Annotated in this window: 13 protein-coding genes, 2 pseudogenes and 1 riboswitch; of the genes and pseudogenes, 9 read left to right on the forward strand and 6 right to left on the reverse strand. The window is 73.4% G+C overall.

Annotated features, from left to right (window positions below):
* Positions 1-136 precede the first annotated feature (136 nt).
* Positions 137-3145 (forward strand): DEAD/DEAH box helicase, encoded by a 3009-nt coding sequence (locus tag ACFYUS_RS36310; protein WP_388862066.1) that lies wholly within the window; start codon positions 137-139, stop codon positions 3143-3145.
* A complete protein-coding gene (locus ACFYUS_RS36315) occupies positions 3142-4590 on the forward strand; it encodes an SWF or SNF family helicase (protein WP_388862068.1) in 1449 nt (482 codons plus the stop codon). The genes ACFYUS_RS36310 and ACFYUS_RS36315 overlap by 4 nt, the downstream gene beginning before the upstream one ends.
* Here ACFYUS_RS36315 and ACFYUS_RS36320 read toward each other — a convergent pair.
* Together ACFYUS_RS36320 and ACFYUS_RS36325 are read right to left on the reverse strand one after the other, a co-directional pair.
* The gene (locus ACFYUS_RS36320) at positions 4571-5518 is read right to left on the reverse strand and encodes a hypothetical protein (protein WP_388862070.1); all 948 of its coding nucleotides are present in this window, start codon (positions 5516-5518) and stop codon (positions 4571-4573) included. The genes ACFYUS_RS36315 and ACFYUS_RS36320 overlap by 20 nt on opposite strands.
* Before the next feature lie 234 nt (positions 5519-5752).
* On the reverse strand, positions 5753-6607 hold the full coding sequence (locus ACFYUS_RS36325) for a bifunctional 5,10-methylenetetrahydrofolate dehydrogenase/5,10-methenyltetrahydrofolate cyclohydrolase (protein WP_388862072.1): 855 nt from the start codon (positions 6605-6607) through the stop codon (positions 5753-5755).
* A gap of 28 nt (positions 6608-6635) precedes the next feature.
* Positions 6636-6742: riboswitch (ZMP/ZTP riboswitch) on the reverse strand.
* Between the two features lie 134 nt (positions 6743-6876).
* Between ACFYUS_RS36325 and ACFYUS_RS36330 the strand changes: the two genes are divergently transcribed.
* The 4 genes and pseudogenes from ACFYUS_RS36330 (at position 6877) to ACFYUS_RS36345 (ending at position 10620) form a co-directional block, all read left to right on the forward strand.
* Positions 6877-8178, forward strand: a complete 1302-nt coding sequence (locus ACFYUS_RS36330; RefSeq protein WP_388862115.1) for a GAF domain-containing protein — start codon at positions 6877-6879, stop codon at positions 8176-8178.
* Between the two features lie 44 nt (positions 8179-8222).
* Positions 8223-9746: an aldehyde dehydrogenase family protein gene (locus tag ACFYUS_RS36335; RefSeq protein WP_388862074.1), complete on the forward strand. Its 1524-nt coding sequence runs from the start codon at positions 8223-8225 to the stop codon at positions 9744-9746.
* Positions 9747-10184: 438 nt separating this feature from the next.
* Positions 10185-10388 (forward strand): annotated as a pseudogene (locus ACFYUS_RS36340) (MFS transporter); the annotation flags it as partial.
* A gap of 55 nt (positions 10389-10443) precedes the next feature.
* A complete protein-coding gene (locus tag ACFYUS_RS36345; RefSeq protein ID WP_388862121.1) occupies positions 10444-10620 on the forward strand; it encodes a hypothetical protein in 177 nt (58 codons plus the stop codon).
* Between the two features lie 371 nt (positions 10621-10991).
* Here ACFYUS_RS36345 and ACFYUS_RS36350 read toward each other — a convergent pair whose 3' ends face one another.
* On the reverse strand, positions 10992-11654 hold the full coding sequence (locus tag ACFYUS_RS36350; protein WP_388862076.1) for a deoxynucleoside kinase: 663 nt from the start codon (positions 11652-11654) through the stop codon (positions 10992-10994).
* Between the two features lie 364 nt (positions 11655-12018).
* Between ACFYUS_RS36350 and ACFYUS_RS36355 the strand changes: the two genes are divergently transcribed.
* Positions 12019-13728 (forward strand): alpha/beta hydrolase, encoded by a 1710-nt coding sequence (locus ACFYUS_RS36355; RefSeq protein ID WP_388862078.1) that lies wholly within the window; start codon positions 12019-12021, stop codon positions 13726-13728.
* Between the two features lie 27 nt (positions 13729-13755).
* Here the strand turns inward: ACFYUS_RS36355 and ACFYUS_RS36360 are convergent, their stop codons facing one another.
* Positions 13756-14538: a CPBP family intramembrane glutamic endopeptidase gene (locus ACFYUS_RS36360; RefSeq protein ID WP_388862080.1), complete on the reverse strand. Its 783-nt coding sequence runs from the start codon at positions 14536-14538 to the stop codon at positions 13756-13758.
* 12 nt (positions 14539-14550) lie between these two features.
* Positions 14551-14724 carry a CsbD family protein gene (locus ACFYUS_RS36365; RefSeq protein ID WP_388862082.1) on the reverse strand — a complete coding sequence of 58 codons (174 nt, stop codon included), beginning with the start codon at positions 14722-14724 and terminating at the stop codon, positions 14551-14553.
* 117 nt (positions 14725-14841) lie between these two features.
* On the opposite strand from ACFYUS_RS36365, the gene ACFYUS_RS36370 reads away from it, so the two are divergent.
* Positions 14842-15210, forward strand: coding sequence for a hypothetical protein (locus ACFYUS_RS36370; RefSeq protein WP_388862084.1), 369 nt, complete (start codon positions 14842-14844; stop codon positions 15208-15210).
* Here ACFYUS_RS36370 and ACFYUS_RS36375 read toward each other — a convergent pair.
* A pseudogene (locus tag ACFYUS_RS36375) lies at positions 15150-15629 on the reverse strand (hypothetical protein); the annotation flags it as partial. The gene ACFYUS_RS36370 and the pseudogene ACFYUS_RS36375 sit on opposite strands and share 61 nt — an antisense overlap.
* On the opposite strand from ACFYUS_RS36375, the gene ACFYUS_RS36380 reads away from it, so the two are divergent.
* Positions 15576-15917, forward strand: coding sequence for a muconolactone Delta-isomerase family protein (locus ACFYUS_RS36380; protein WP_388862086.1), 342 nt, complete (start codon positions 15576-15578; stop codon positions 15915-15917). The pseudogene ACFYUS_RS36375 and the gene ACFYUS_RS36380 overlap by 54 nt on opposite strands.
* The last annotated feature ends 57 nt before the right edge of the window (positions 15918-15974 follow it).

Genomic DNA, 15974 nt, shown 5'->3' on the forward strand with positions numbered 1-15974 from the left:
CACCGGGGGGCGGGGGTGGGGCGAGCCCCACCCCCGGAGCGTGTGACTCGGATCACCTGGACGGAGTGCACGCCTGGCGAGTTCGTGGGGTATCCTCGGCGACTCGGTCTCCAGGTAGTCAAATTTGAGGAATGCGTTGTCGCTCTCGCACGGATCCCATGAACCGGCCCGCGAACCCGCCCCCCAAGACCCCTCACTCGAACTCCTCCGTCACTCCGCCGTCTTCCTCCCCGCCGATCCACCCCGCGCCGGACGGATCGCCTTCTGGTCACCGGACGGCGAACCGCTGTCGGGCGACACCGAGATCACGGTCGTCGACGGCTTCTCGCTCCAGGCCGTGACCGTCCCCGCCCGGAGCCTGTCCGTACGGGACGCCCTGCCGTTGCTCGCCCGTGGCCGGTTCTCGGACGCCGCCCCCGCCGCGACCGCCTTCTGGGGTGCCGCCGCCCTCTTCGCCCTCGACCTCGTCGCACGGGGGCTGTTGCTGCCCGGCGTCACGCCCGGCGACCACGACGCATGGCGTGTCGGGCCGCTCGGCCCCGGGGAGCTGGCCGAACTCCGCGCGCTCGCCGCGTCGATGCCGCCCGCCGCGCACGCCGTGCCCCTGTCCGTCGTCGCACCCGGGTACGTCTCCGCGTCCGGGTCCGTCTCCACGCCCGGGTCCGGTGACGCGCCCGCATCCGCGCCCGGTGACGAGCCGCTGCTGCTGCCCGAGCCCGAGGCGCTGCTCCGCGCCTTCGCCGACGCGGTGGCCGACACGCTGCCCCGTACCCCGGCGGCGCCGCTCGCGGCCGGCGGGCCCGCCTTCGCGGCCGACGCGCCGCAGACCGTTCCCGAACAGCGGGCGTGGGCCGCCGACGTGGCGGCGGTGCACGACGCGGGCGTGAGGCTCTCGCTCCGGCTCGAACTGCCCGGCTTCACCGCGGAGGCGCGGGAGGCACCCGGCTTCCGGGCGGTGCTCCAGCTGCACGGGGCCGCCGACCCGACCCTGGTCGCGGACGCGGCGGAGGTGTGGGCGGGCTCCGGACGGGCCGGGGCCTCCTTCGGCCCCCGGGCCCGGATGGACACCCTCCTCGCCCTGCGGCGCGCCGCACGCGCCTGGCCCCCGCTGTCCCCGCTCCTGTCGGCGGCCGTACCCGACACCGTCGAACTCGCCGACGAGGAGGTCGCGGAGCTCCTGGGACCGGCGGCCGAGGCCCTCGCGGCGGCGGGCGTCCGGGTCCACTGGCCGCGCGAGCTCGCCGACCGGCTGACCGCCCGCGCGGTCATCGGCCCGCAGGAAGCCGGGGTCCCCGGATCCCGTGAGGGCTTCGGGCCCGACGGCGACGGCGCGGACGCCGCGGACCCCACTGATGCCGCCCGCGCCTCCGCCCTGCCCTCCTTCCTCGCCGCGGACTCCCTGCTCGCCTTCAACTGGCGCTTCGCCGTCGGCGACCACGAGCTCACCCGTGCCGAGCTGGACCTGCTCGCCGAGGCCGGACGGCCGCTCGTACGGCTGCGCGACCGCTGGGTCCTCGTCGATCCCGCCGAGGTACGCCGGGCCCGCACCCGACAGGACCGCAAGGTCACGCCGGTGGACGCCCTCTCGGCGGTGCTCACCGGCACGACCGAGGTCGACGGCCGTCCCGTCGAGGTGGCGGCGACGGGCTGGCTGGAGCGGCTGCGGGAGCGGCTCGCAGCACCCGAGGGCGACCGGCCGGAGATCGAGCAGCCCCCGGCGCTCGCCGCGACCCTGCGCGACTACCAGCTGCGCGGACTGGACTGGCTCCACCGGATGACCTCGCTCGGCCTCGGCGGCTGCCTCGCCGACGACATGGGCCTCGGCAAGACGATCACGGTCATCGCCCTGCATCTGCACCGGCAGAGCGACCCCGCGTCCACCGGGCCCACCCTCGTCGTCTGCCCGACCTCCCTCATGGGCAACTGGCAGCGGGAGATCGAGAAGTTCGCACCCGGCACACCGGTGCGCCGCTTCCACGGCGCGGCCCGCGACCTGGAGGAGCTCACCGACGGCGGCTTCGTGCTCACCACGTACGGCACCATGCGGCTCGACGCCGAGCGGCTCGCCGCCCGGAACTGGGGGCTCGTCGTCGCGGACGAGGCACAGCACGTCAAGAACCCGTACTCGGCGACGGCGCGTCAACTGCGGACCATCGGGGCACGCGCGCGCGTGGCGCTGTCCGGCACACCGGTGGAGAACAACCTCTCCGAGCTGTGGGCGATCCTCGACTGGACCACACCGGGGCTCCTCGGCAGTCTGGGCACCTTCCGGACCCGCTTCGCCGCGGCCGTCGAGGGCGGGCGCGACCCGGCCGCGGCCGAGCGGCTCGCCGCGCTCGTGCGCCCCTTCCTGCTGCGGCGGCGCAAGTCCGATCCCGGCATCGCCCCCGAGCTGCCGCCGAAGACCGAGACCGACCGGACCGTCTCCCTGACGCCCGAACAGACCGGTCTGTACGAGGCGGTGGTGCGGGAGACGCTCGCGGCGATCTCCGAGGCCGGCGGCATGGAGCGCCGGGGCCTCGTCGTGAAGCTCCTGACGGGCCTCAAGCAGATCTGCAACCACCCCGCCCAGTACCTCAAGGAGGAACGGCCGAGGATCGAAGGCCGCTCGGGCAAGCTGGAGCTGCTCGACGAACTGCTCGACACGATCCTCGCCGAGGGCGCGTGCACCCTGGTCTTCACCCAGTACGTGGGGATGGCCCGGCTCCTGGAGGCGCACCTCACGGCGCGGGGCGTGCGGACGCAGTTCCTGCACGGCGGCACGCCGGTCGCCGAGCGCGAGGCGATGGTCGCCCGGTTCCAGAGCGGGGACGTCCCGGTCTTCCTCCTCTCCCTGAAGGCCGCCGGAACGGGGCTCAACCTGACCCGCGCCGAACACGTCGTGCACTACGACCGCTGGTGGAACCCGGCCGTGGAGGCACAGGCCACCGACCGCGCGTACCGGATCGGGCAGGACCGGCCGGTGCAGGTCCACCGGCTGATCGCCGAGGGGACGATCGAGGACCGGATCGCCGCGATGCTCGACCGCAAGCGCGAGCTGGCGGACACCGTCCTCGGGACCGGCGGGGACGCGCCGCCGGAGCTGACCGAACTGACCGATGCCGAACTGGCGGAGCTGGTACGGCTGCGAGGGGACGGACGATGAGCGGGTACGGACCGGAGCACGGGCCGGGTCACGTGTACGGGGACGACGAGCGGACGTTCGAGGCGCTGCCGCCGGCGCAGGGCGGTGCGTTCACCCGCACCTGGTGGGGACGGGTCTGGCTGAAGGCCCTGGAGGACTCCGCGCTCGACGGGCAGCAGCTCAAGGCGGGACGGCGCCACGCGCGCGCGGGGGCCGTGGGCGCCGTCTCGGTGCGGCCCGGCCGGATCACCGCGATGGTCAAGGACCGCGACGGCACGGCGTACCGCGGCGACGTGCTGGTGCGGGAGTTCTCCGAGGAGCAGTGGGAGCGGCTCCTCGACCTCGCCGTGGACAGCGCGGGCCACATCGCCGCGCTCCTCGACCGCGAGATGCCGCCGCACCTGGTGGAGGACGCCGCGGCGGCGGGGCTCGAACTGCTGCCGGGCATCGGGGATCTGGAGGCGGAGTGCGGCTGCGAGGCCTGGGACCACTGTCCGCACACGGCGGCGCTCTGCTATCAGGTCGCCCGGATCCTCGACGAGGATCCCTTCGTCCTGCTCCTGATGCGTGGGCGCGGCGAGCGCACCCTCCTGGACCAGCTGCAGGCGCGCAGCGCCTCCCGGGCCGCCGCGCCGTCCGCGCGGGGCGGGGCGGCGGCGGGTGACGGGGCCGAGGGGCCCGGTGGGATGCCCGGCGTGTCGGCCGAGGAGGCGTTCGCCGCGGCGTTCCTCGTGCCGCCGCTGCCCGCCCCTCCGGTCGCCCCGTCCGTGCCGGGCCGGTCGCCGTCCTTGGACACGGACACCCCGCCGGAGCCGGGGGTCGACCCGGCCGCGCTGGAGTTCCTGGCGACGGACGCCGCCACGCGCGCGTACCGGCTGCTCGGCGAGCTGTCGGGCAGGGAAGACGGTGAGCTGTCGGGCGGAGAAGGCGGCGCGCACGACGGCGCGACGGTTCCGGCCGAGGCGCACCTGCCGCCTCCGGCTCGTCCGCCGCATCTGCCTCATCCTCCGCATCCGACGCAGCCGACACATCTGACGGTCACTCAGGACGCGGTCCGGCTCGCGGCGGGCGGCCCCGTTCCCTGGATCGCGGCGCGGCTCGCCTCCGGTTCGGGCAGGTCGCGGCCGGAGCTGGACCTGGCCACGCGCGCGTGGCGGTTCGGGGGCGCGGCCGCCCTCGCCGTACTGGACGAGGAGTGGACGCCGGACGCCGAGGCGCTGGAGCGGGCCGGGGTCCGGCTCGCCGAGGCCTGGGCCGACGACGAGCGGCCGGTGCTGCGGCGTGCGGGCGGCGCGCGGTGGACGGTCGTGGGCGCGGAGGCGCAGCTGCGGCTCGGCGAGGACGGGCGCTGGTGGCCGTATCTGAAGGCCGGGGCCCGCTGGTCCCCGGCCGGCCCGCCGGACGGCGACCCGGCGGCGGCCCTGGCGACGGCGTTCGCCGCCGGCGCTACAGGAGCCGGTGGCTGAGCGTGCCGCCGGTGGTGGCCAGGCTGCAGGCGACGGTGTCCGCACCGAGGAGGTGACTCGTCCGGTACGGGTACTGGACGAAGGTCGTCCAGCGCGTGCCGAGCGGCTGCCGGGCGGCCTTGCGGCGGAGCGGTTCGCGGCAGAGCAGCGTGGCCGCCTCGCGCACCGCCTCATCGGCGGCGAAGGTGCCGACCAGGCGGGGCCGGGCGACGAGTTCGGCGCGGTGCGGCGTGTCGCAGCCGCGCCGGAGGGCGGTGCCCGGCGCGTCGCGGTCGATGTCGAAGCAGTCGCCGACGCGCAGCGCGTCGAAGGGGACGGACCGCTCGGGGAGCCGGTCGCCCTCCGGACGTCCGGAGGGGGTGGCGCCGGCCGAGCGACCGGTGTGCACGGGGGCGGTGCTCCCCTGGGGCCGCCCCGTACGGCCCTCGGGCGCGGTGCTCGTCGGCGTGCCGCCCGTGGTCGTGGTGTCCGTCGGCGTTCCCGCGCCCGGCGTGTCGGCCGTCCCGGCTCCGGTCGTCGGAGCGGGGACGGCCGGTCCCGTACCGCTGGTGACGACCGGGGACGGCACGCCGACCGGGTCCCCGCCCGACCGTCCGTCCGCGAGTCCACCGCCCTCCGCTCCGCCCTGGGCGGTCAGGAAGGCACCGGCCACCAGGGCGGCCGTCATCAGCGGAACGAGCGGCACGCCGAACCAGCGGGCGCGCCGCGCCGCCGGTCCGGGCCGGGGCGCGCCGAGACGCACGAAGCGGGCCGACCAGGCGGACTCGACGCCGGGCACATCGGGCGCGTCGAGCACGTCGGGCTCGACCGCGAGGGATTCGACCGGCCGGGACCGGATCGCGCCGACGGCACCCGGGCTCGGGTTCAGGCCCGGACTCCTCGCCGGGCCCGGGCCCGGCGAGGAGTCCGCACCGGTGGGACCGGACACTCCGGATACTCCAGGCGTGTCAGGCTTGTCGGACGCGCCCGGGCGGTCCGGATCGGGCGGAGGAGTGACGGTCGGCGGGTGGGGCACAGGGACCAGGTTCACCGCTCGGCGGCGGCGCGGCCAGCGATTATCGGCCACCGGACACGACCTGTACAGAATCGTGACGATCGCAGGCCGCGCACTCCCCCGCCACGATCCCTCGCCCCGTCACCGCCGCCGCCCCGTCACAGCTGCCTACAGGCCGAGCTGACGCTCCGCGCCCTCGACCGTCTGGGCGAGGAGCACGGCGATGGTCATGGGGCCGACACCGCCGGGGACGGGGGTGATGAGGGAGGCGCGCTCGGCGGCCGACGCGAAGTCGACGTCGCCGATGTTGCCCGGGTTGTAGCCCGCGTCGATGACGACGGCGCCCGGCTTGATGTCCTCGCCCTTGATGAAGTTCGGCTTGCCGACGGCGGCGACGAGGATGTCGGCCTCGCGGACGACCGAGGAGAGGTCCTCGGTACGGGAGTGACAGTAGGTGACGGTGGCGTCGCGGCCGAGGAGCAGCAGGCCGGCCGGCTTGCCCAGGATCGCACTGCGGCCGACGACGACCGCGCGCTTGCCGCTGAGTTCGACGTCGTACGCGTCGAGGAGGCGCATGATGCCGCCGGGCGTGCAGGAGACGAAGCCGGGCAGCCCGAAGCCCATGGCGGCGAAGGAGGCCATGGTGACGCCGTCGACGTCCTTCTCGGGGGCGATGGCCTCGAAGGCGGCGCGCTCGTCGATGTGCGGGCCGACCGGGTGCTGGAGCAGGATGCCGTGGACCTCGGGGTCCTCGGACAGGGCGGTGATGGCCGCGACGAGCTCCTCCGTGGTCGTCTCGGCGGGCAGCTCGACGTGCTTGGAGCGGATTCCGGCCTTCGCGCAGCGGTTCTGCTTCATCTTCACGTACGTGACGGAGGCCGGGTCCGCGCCGACCAGGACGGTCGCGAGGCAGGGGGTGACGCCGGTGCGGCGGGTGATCTCGGCGGCGCGGGCGGCGGTCTCCTCGACCGTGCGGCGAGCGAGGGCCGTACCGTCCATGAGGGTGGCGGTGCTGGTGGACATGGCAACTCCTGGGCGTCGTCTCTGACCGGTTTCTCGCCCAGGCGCACGGCATCGGCACGGTCGCGCCGTCGGGCGCGCTCCGCCGGGCCGCTCCCCGGTGGTGATCCACCTCAAGCGCCAGTCACGGCCCGGGCCCCACTCTACGTGAGGGGTCGGGGGCCGGTCCCGGACAGGGTGCATATGCCGGGATGCGGGGGAGCTTGTCGGTGGCCTCCGGGCGCACCACGATGAGCGCGACGGGCCGGGACGACCTCGACGAGGAGGCCGAGTTGAGCGATGCGCGGGTGGCCGCGGAGCCAAGGGCGGAGCGGGATCCGGCGGCGGGAGCCGATCCTCACGTGGAGACGACGGGCCTGGGCGCGGGAGGCGATCCGCGCACCGGGCCGGCCCGTCCGCTGGTGGCCGCGTCGTGGCGCCGGTCGGTACGCGCGCGCGTGAGCCCCGACGGGACGGCGCGGGTGGAACTGGACGAGGACGAGCTCGCCGCGTACCGGGAGGCCCATCCCCTCGCCGCGGCGATGCCGGTGATCCGGGAGCTGATGGGGGCGTACGCGACGGACGGGGAGCACCTCCTCGCGGTCTGCGACGCCGCCGGGCGGATGCTGTGGGTCGAGGGGCATCCGGGCACCCTGCGCAAGGCCCGGGCGATGAACTTCGTGGCCGGGGCCCGCTGGTCGGAGGCGGCAGCGGGTACGAACGCGCCGGGTACGGCCCTGGCCGTCGACCGTCCCGTCCAGGTGGTCTCCGCCGAGCACTTCCGGCGTCCGGTGCGGGCGTGGACCTGCGCCGCGGCGCCCGTGCACGATCCGCACAGCGGGCGGGTGCTGGGCGCGGTCGACGTCACCGGCGGGGAACGGCTCGCGCACCCGCACAGCCTCGGCTTCGTCCAGGCGGTGGCACGGGCTGCCGAGTCCCAACTGGCGCTGCTCGGGCCGGCGCCGGAGCCGGGGCGGCCGAGGCTGTCGGCGCTGGGCCGGGACGAGGCGCTGCTCTCGGTGGGCGGGCGGCGGCTGCGGCTGAGCCGTCGCCACAGCGAGATCCTGGTGATCCTCGCGCACCGCCCGGAGGGCGTCGGCGGCGACGAGCTCCTGACCCTCCTGTACGAGGACGAGTCGGTCACCCCGGTGACGCTGCGGGCGGAGCTGTCGCGGCTGCGCGCGCTGCTGGGCCCGGACGTGCTGCGGTCGCGCCCGTACCGGCTCGCCGGGGTGGTGGACGCGGACTTCGCGACGGTCGACAGACGACTGGCCTCGGGGGCCGTCGCGGCGGCGGCCGGGGAGTACGCGGGTCCGCTGCTGCCCGCGTCGACCGCGCCCGGGGTCGTACGGCTGCGGGAGCGGCTGGCGGGCCGGCTGCGGGCCGCGCTGGTGGACCGGCGCGATCCGGGGCTGCTCGCGGACTGGGCGTACAGCGCGTGGGGCGAGGACGACGTGGTGGTCTGGCGGGCGCTGTGCGCGGCCGTACCGGCGCCGCAACTCCCTCCCGTACGGGCGAGGCTCGACTCCCTGGAGGCGGAACTGTCCGCCGGTGCAACGGACTTGCAACGTACGGGTCACCACACTCGGGCGTGAGCGCCGGCCAGGGACGGCCGGCGCGTCCCAGGGAGGCCATGCCCATGACCCGTTACGCCGCACCCGGTACCGAGGGCGCGCTCATGTCGTACCAGGCCCGCTACGACCACTGGATCGGCGGCGAGTACGTCGCCCCGGCGTCCGGCCGTTACTTCGAGAACCCCAGCCCGGTCGACGGCCGCCCCTTCACGGAGGTCGCGCGCGGCACCGCCGAGGACGTGGAACGCGCCCTCGACGCGGCACACGCGGCCGCCCCGGCGTGGGGGCGGACGGCACCGGCGGAGCGGGCGCAGGTGCTGCTGCGGATCGCGGACCGCATGGAGAACAACCTGGAGGCGCTCGCCGTCGCCGAGACCTGGGACAACGGCAAGCCCGTCCGGGAGACGCTCGCTGCCGACATCCCCCTCGCGATCGACCACTTCCGCTACTTCGCGGGGGCACTGCGGGCCCAGGAGGGCGCGCTGAGCGAGATCGACGACGACACCGTCGCGTACCACTTCCACGAGCCGCTGGGCGTCGTCGCTCAGATCATCCCGTGGAACTTCCCGATCCTCATGGCGGTCTGGAAGCTGGCCCCGGCCCTGGCCGCCGGCAACGCGGTGATCCTCAAACCGGCCGAACAGACCCCCGCCTCCGTGCACTTCTGGCTCAGCCTGGTCGCGGACCTCCTGCCGCCCGGCGTCCTGAACATCGTCAACGGCTTCGGCGAGGAGGCCGGCAAGCCACTGGCCACCAGCCCGCGCGTCGCGAAGATCGCCTTCACCGGCGAGACGACCACGGGCCGGCTGATCATGCAGTACGCCTCGGAGAACCTGAAGCCGGTCACCCTCGAACTCGGCGGCAAGTCCCCCAACATCTTCTTCGACGACGTCTGGGCCGCGGACGACGACTTCCGCGACAAGGCCCTCGAAGGCTTCACCATGTTCGCCCTCAACCAGGGCGAGGTCTGCACCTGCCCCTCACGCGCCCTCGTCCAGCGCGGCCACTACGCCGAGTTCCTCGAAGCCGCCGTCGCCCGCACGGAGAAGATCCTCCCCGGCCATCCCCTCGACACCGACACCATGATCGGCGCCCAGGCCTCCGCCGACCAGCTCCGCAAGATCCTCTCCTACCTGGAGATCGGCCAGCAGGAAGGCGCCAAGATCCTGACCGGCGGCCAACTCGTCGAGCACGGCGGCGACCTCGCAGGCGGCTACTACGTCCAGCCCACCATCTTCGAGGGCGACAACCGCATGCGCATCTTCCAGGAGGAGATCTTCGGCCCCGTCGTCGCCGTCACCTCCTTCACCGACTTCGACGACGCCATCCGCACCGCCAACGACACCCTCTACGGCCTCGGCGCCGGCGTCTGGACCCGCGACACCAACACCGCCTACCGCGCGGGCCGCGCGATCCAGGCGGGCCGCGTCTGGACGAACTGCTACCACGCCTACCCGGCCCACAGCGCTTTCGGAGGCTACAAGCAGTCGGGCATCGGCCGGGAGACCCACAAGATGATGCTGGAGCACTACCAGCAGACGAAGAACCTCCTGGTGTCGTACTCGCCGAAGAAGCTCGGTTTCTTCTAGGGGCACGAAAGGAGGCGCCTGACCTGGGTTTTTACCCGGCAGGCGCCTCTCGCGCGCCCCACCTATCGGAGGGTCGCGTTTGCGTCGAAACTCCCTGTTCATCCCATCGGTCTCCCACTCCTGACCAGCTCTTCCGGACCAGCCACGGACCAAGACTCCGGCTCACCCCGCAGGCGCCTCACCCGGCTGACGCGGTCCCACTCCTCCCTGGACTGCTCGGCAAGACGGTTCGCCTGCCCCCGAACGCCGTCCAGGAACTCGGCGTAGAAGCGGAAGGGGACCTCGATGCTCTGACCGGCTCTGTAAGTGTCGGGAGTCGAGGATCACCGGCAGGAGTACGACGACCGTAAGGAGCGCGGTTCACGAGGCGCCGCCCGCCACGACCGGGCGACTGGCCTTGCGCCCGCTCATCACCCTCGGCCCGGGCATTTCCTGGTGATGCCGGATGTCACCGTCGTCACGGTGGCCGTTCCCGCCATCCGTGACTCGGTCGGTGCCGGGGCCTCGGCGACGGCTTGGGCCGTCTCCGGCTGCGGTGCCGTCTTCGGCGGCCTGCTGCTCATGGGCGGCGGCTTCGGCGACCGGCTCGGGCACCGGAAGGTGTCCCTCACCGACCTCGGTGTCTTCGCCCTCGCCTCGGCCGGGTGCGCCCCGGCCTCCACTCCGGCGGTACTCGGCGCGGGGCGCATGGTGCAGGGTGCCCGGCGGCGCCCTCCTGGTACCCGCCTCCCTGGCCCTCCTGACCGCCGCCCACCCGGCAGCGGCGGCACGGACCAGGGCCCTGGTCGTCTGGGCCGGGATGTCCGCCATCGCGTTCGCCGCCGGCCCTCTCGTGGGCAGTCTGCTGGTCGCGGCCCCGCTCCAGGGCGCCTGACGGCCCGCCACCGCCCGTACACGCCGATGACGGGAGCGCTGCTGCTCGGCGCGGCGGGGTTCACCGGCCCCGACACGCCCTGCTGGGTGCTGCTGCCGGCCCTCGTCGCGACCGGACCCGCCACCCCCAGCACCGTCCTTGCTGCCACGGCCGCCGTCGTGCAGGCCGCGCCGCCGAGAACACCGGTGCGGCCTCGGCGGTGTTCAACGTCGCTCGCCAAATCGGCAACTCGCTCGGCGTCGTCCTCTTCGCCTCGCTCGCCGCTGGCCGGGACCTGATCCCGGGCCTGCACATCTCCGCTCTCATCGCCGCGGCAGCCTTCCCCACCGCCGCGCCGCTCGCCCTGTCCTCCTGGCGCAACGCCAGGGCACTCAGACGCGGCGTGCGGCCTCCGTCAGGGCGTCCTTGACCTCGCGCGCCACGCGGGCGGCGTCGCCGGGGTTGTTCACCACGTCGGTGTGATTCATGTCGATGACGAGGACCTCGCTGGCCGAGTAGTGCTTGTGCACCCAGTCGTCGTAACCGGACCACAGCGTCCGGTAGTACTCCACGAGGGCCTCGTCCTGCTCGAAATCACGGCCGCGCAGGCCGATGCGCTTGAGCACCGTCTCGAAGTCCGCCTTGAGGTACACCATGAGGTCGGGTGCCTTGCGGTACGGCAGGCCGTCGATCTCGCGCATCATCTCGTTCAGCAGCCCCTCGTACACCTGCATCTCGAGCGAGCTGATGCGGCCCAGGTCGTGGTTGACCTTGGCGAAGTACCAGTCCTCGTAGATGGACCGGTCGAGGATGTTGTCGCCCTGCTTGTACGCCTCCTTGATCGAGGCGAACCGCGTCTGGAGGAAGTAGAGCTGGAGCAGGAACGGGTAGCGCTTCGCCTCGATCTCCTCGGGACTCGCCGTGTAGAAGAGGGGCAGGATCGGGTTGTCGTCCACGCTCTCGTAGAAGACCCCGCTGCCCAGCTCCTTCGCGAGCAGCTCGGCCACACTCGTCTTGCCGATCCCGATCATGCCGCCGACGACGATCACTGACATACCTCACTTCTCCCTGGGGACCTCTGTTCGCGGGCGGGGGCTTGGCCACCCCCACCACGGGGACATGCCGCGGCGGTCACTCGATTCCCCAGGATCTTCGTGATCAGTGTCACGTGGTCCCCACCCAGGACCGAACCCCCGACACCGGCGCCGTCCCCGGCCCGCTGACCTGCCGCTTCGCGGGCGCCGCCCAGAGGGACGGCGACCGTCTCACGGCCGCTACGAAGCATAGATGACGGCTCACCCCGAGTCGGCCCCGCCGGCAGCAGCGCCCACGGGGCACATACGGCACGGGGAGTCACGGGTGGCACGTCGGATCGGGCCTTGGGACCATTTTCCCCGGAGGACACCTATGGCTCCTGGCATGCACAAGTCTCCGCCGGAAGGCTCTGCGGGACACGGGGAGACCGAGGGCGTGGAGCCGGCGACCGGCTCCGGGAAGCACCGTCGGTCACTCCGGCTCACGCTCCCCGGCTGCTGGGGTGCGCTCCTCCTCGCCTGCCTCTCCTTCACCCCCTCCCTGCTGCCCCGCAGCGGGGTGCTCCAGGGGTTGATCTGCGGTATCAGCGCGGCCATCGGCTACGGGCTCGGCGTGATCGCGGCCTATGTGTGGCGAGCGTTCGCCGACCGGGAGGCGCGAGAGGCGTCGCGGAGGTCGTGGCGTGTTCTCCTCGTCTGCGCGATCGTGCTGTTCGGGCTGGCGTTCGGGTTCGGTCAGTACTGGCAGCACGAGATCCGCCGACTGATGGGGATCACCGACTACAGCGTTCCCGCCGCCGTCGCCTCCCCGTTCCTGGCCGCGCTCGTCTTCTGGCTCCTCCTGCTCGCGGGCCGGGGGCTGCGGCGCCTGTACCGGTGGTTCGCACGTCTCCTCCGCCGCCGGATCGGGCCGCGGGCGGCGCGGGTGGTCGGCTGGGTCGTGGTGGCGGGCCTGGTGTGGTCGGTCGTCAGCGGCGTACTGCTTGCCGGCTTCATGAACGCGGCGAACGAGTCGTTCTCGCTGCGCGACACCACGACGCCGGAGGGCGTGCACCAGCCCACATCCACGCTGCGCTCCGGCGGGCCCGGTTCGCTGGTGCCGTGGGACACGTTGGGCTACCAGGGCCGGGCCTTCACCGGCAGCGGTCCGACGGCCCGGGACATCGGCGCCTTCACCCACCGCCCGGCGCAGGAGCCCGTCCGGGCCTACGCCGGGCTCCAGACCGCCGACGACACGGAGGCACGCGCCGAGCGGGCCGTCGCCGACCTCCAGCGGGCCGGCGGCTTCGAGCGTGCGAACCTGCTCGTCATGACGACCACGGGAAGCGGCTGGGTCGACCCCGCCGCCGTGGACTCGTTCGAGTACCTCAGCGACGGCGACTCCGCCGCCGTGGCCCTGCAGTACTCGTACCTCCCGTCCTGGATCTCCTATCTCGTGGACCAGTCCAAGGCGCGCCAGGCCGGCCGGGAGCTCTTCGACGCGGTGTACGACGTCTGGTCCAAGCTGCCCCAGGGCCAGCGCCCGCGGCTGTTCGTCGCCGGCGAGAGCCTGGGGTCGTTCGGCGGCGAGGCGGCCTTCAGCGGCGAGTACGACCTGCGCAACCGCACCGCCGGCACCCTGTTCGCCGGTCCGCCGAACTTCAACACCCTGTTCCGCGAGTTCAGTGACCACCGCGAGACGGGAAGTCCGGAGATCGAGCCCGTGTACCGGCAGGGGCGAACCGTACGGTTCACCGAGGACCCGACCGCCGGGATCACTCCGGAGGGCGCGCCGTGGAACGGCACGCGGGTGCTGTACCTCATGCACGCGTCCGACCCGATCGTCTGGTGGAGCCCGAAGCTGGCGCTCTCCGAGCCCGACTGGATCGGCGAGGCGCCCGGCAGCGACGTGCTGGAAGAAATGGTCTGGATCCCGTTCGTCACCTTCTGGCAGGTCACGGCGGACCTGCCGTTCTCCACGGGTGTGCCGGACGGACACGGTCACACGTACAAGGCGGCGTACGTCGACGGCTGGAACGCCGTCATGAGGCCTTCGGGCTTCACGCCGCAGGACCTGGCCCGGCTGCGGGACGTCATCCAGCCACCGGAGCACTGAGCTCCCCGCCCGGCCCGGGTCGCGCGCTCAGCGCAGCAGGAAGCCGACGGCGTAGCCGAACGCGTTGACCGCCCAGTGCAGCCCCATGGGGGCCAGCAGGCTGCCGCTGCGGCGTCGCAGCTCGCAGAAGAGGACGCCCGACGCCGCCGTGAACAGCACGGCTCCCATGATCGCGAGGACGGAGCCGAGCGCGGAGTCCCCCAGGACCGAGGTCAGCGCGGGTTTCGCGGTTGCCAGGTGCAGGGACGGCAGGACGTGCCAGAGGCCGAAGAGCACGCTCGACACGGTGGTCGCCCAGACGGTTCCACGGGCCCTGCGCACCAGCCCGTAGAGCACTCCGCGGAAGGCGATCTCCTCCACCAGGACGGTGCCGACGGGGACCTCCACGAGGACGCGCGCCGCCAGCTCGCTCCCTGTCATCCCGTCGTACCGCCGGTCCTCGAACAGCGAGCGGGTGTCCGGCAGCAGCGCTCCGGCGGCGTAGACGAGTCCGACGAGGCCCATCAGGACCAGCGCCCATCGCGCGCCGCGGGCGAGTGTCCCGGGTGCGAGACCCGCGTCCGCCAGGGTGCCTCCCGCCCAGCGGAGCACACCGAGCAGCAGGCCGCTGACCGCGACGGCCGTCAGCAGGCGGAGCGGGCCGGTCCAGCGGTGCAGCAGCAGATTCGCGGCGGCGAGGACGACGACCGTGAGGATGACGGCCGGCCAGGTGCCGATCGGCCCGCGCCACCGGCTTCGCGCCCGGTCGTCCGCGGTGCGCCGCCCTCGTACCGCGGGCCGCTCGGCATCGTCCGGATCACGGCTCTCCACGCCACCGGTCCCCTACGAGCGGTCGTGTTTGAGTGAGTCCCTGATGCCTTCGGCTCGGTGGCGGACACTCGTCATCTTCCGACGGATCTTGACTTTCATCTGGTCCGTCTTGCCCTCGGCCTCAAGGCGCTCGTGGCCGGTGATCTTTCCGGTGATCTCTTTGAGCCTGCCCTTGGCCTTGTCCATGGCACCACCCATGTCCGTGGTCCCTCCGTCGCTTCGGTTCCCACCTCCACGCTAGGTTCGGGCACCCGAAGATGCGCGTCGGCGGGGGCGCGGGGCCCGGCAACCCCGGCCACCCCCGTGCACGACGGCCGCTGGACCCAGGACGGACCGAAGGCCGTCTGGAAGAGTGAAGGCCAGGGCAACGTGCGCCGGCAGCAGGTCGTCACGGTGCAGAGCCGCCAGTACCTGAACCTTCCCGAGGAGGTGCAGGAGCACCTGTTCCGCGGCGACACGTTCTCCGAAATGTTGCCGGTCGGCCCCGACTCGATCCGTGGCCGCAGCCCGAGGAACCTCCGGATCGCCTACATCGAGGACACGCTCCTCGAATTGGCCAACGAGAAGCCGGACCGCATCCGGCTGGCCCCTGCCGCGTTCGACCCTGCCGACAGGACGACGGTGTCACGGGCACGCACGGCGCCGGTCGCGGTACCGGTCGACACGGCGTAGAGCCGGTCGGCCCCGACCAGCCGGGCGGCCAGCCCCCGGCGTTCCGCATCCGCCGTCCGCACCCAGCACACCGCGAGGTCCAGGCCGCCGTCAGCGACCCGGGCAGCCTGCGCGTGGGACGGGGCGCCCCAGGCGTCGACGTGCACCCGGGCCACCCCGGAGGTGCGAGCGGTGAGATCGGCGGGCAGCCAGTTCACATAGCCCAGTCGCACCGGGTCCGCCCCCGAGAGCCGGCCCGCCATGCGCTGGAGGTCCTCCGCACGGTCCAGCAGGGCTCGTACGTGCGGAAGGAGCGCGGTACCGGCAGGGGTGAGCACGACCGAGCGCCGGTCACGGTCGAACAGGCGCACCTTCGGAGCCTGGCCATGCGTGAGTTCCTGGTCGAGATCACGACCGCCGTCCCCGAGGGCACATCCCAGGAAGAGGTCGACCGGCGCCGCGCCGCCGAGGCCGTGCGGGCGGGCGAGCTCGCCGGGGCCGGGCGTCTCGCCCGCCTGTGGCGCCCCGTCGGCGAGCTCCGCGGCATCGGCGTCTGGCGGGCCGTCGTCGGCCCGGACCGCCGCCAGGTGAGGGTGGCCGACTCGATGAGAATGAGACTGCCGACAGCACGCGGACGTCCCCTGAGCCGGATCAGGGGGACGGTTGCGGCCGGCCGCGCAACGCTCGCTGGACCGTGCGGTGTTGAGCATTCCTGTGTGCGCTTCTGAGTACGGGCACTCACGACGTGGCAGACGGCCGGCGGCGAAGGTGAGGGCACACCGAAC

It is taken from the genome of Streptomyces sp. NPDC004284, from assembly GCF_042874035.1.
Classification (GTDB): domain Bacteria; phylum Actinomycetota; class Actinomycetes; order Streptomycetales; family Streptomycetaceae; genus Streptomyces.

Bases quoted from the DNA above. Each gene is read 5' to 3' on its own strand.
- ACFYUS_RS36325 (WP_388862072.1), bottom strand. From the start codon at position 6,607: ATGTCCACCAGCACCGCCACCCTCATGGACGGTACGGCCCTCGCTCGC.
- ACFYUS_RS36335 (WP_388862074.1), top strand. From the start codon at position 8,223: ATGACCCGTTACGCCGCACCCGGTACCGAGGGCGCGCTCATGTCGTAC.
- ACFYUS_RS36380 (WP_388862086.1), top strand. From the start codon at position 15,576: ATGCGTGAGTTCCTGGTCGAGATCACGACCGCCGTCCCCGAGGGCACA.
- ACFYUS_RS36315 (WP_388862068.1), top strand. From the start codon at position 3,142: ATGAGCGGGTACGGACCGGAGCACGGGCCGGGTCACGTGTACGGGGAC.
- ACFYUS_RS36365 (WP_388862082.1), bottom strand. From the start codon at position 14,724: ATGGACAAGGCCAAGGGCAGGCTCAAAGAGATCACCGGAAAGATCACC.
- ACFYUS_RS36350 (WP_388862076.1), bottom strand. From the start codon at position 11,654: ATGTCAGTGATCGTCGTCGGCGGCATGATCGGGATCGGCAAGACGAGT.
- ACFYUS_RS36355 (WP_388862078.1), top strand. From the start codon at position 12,019: ATGCACAAGTCTCCGCCGGAAGGCTCTGCGGGACACGGGGAGACCGAG.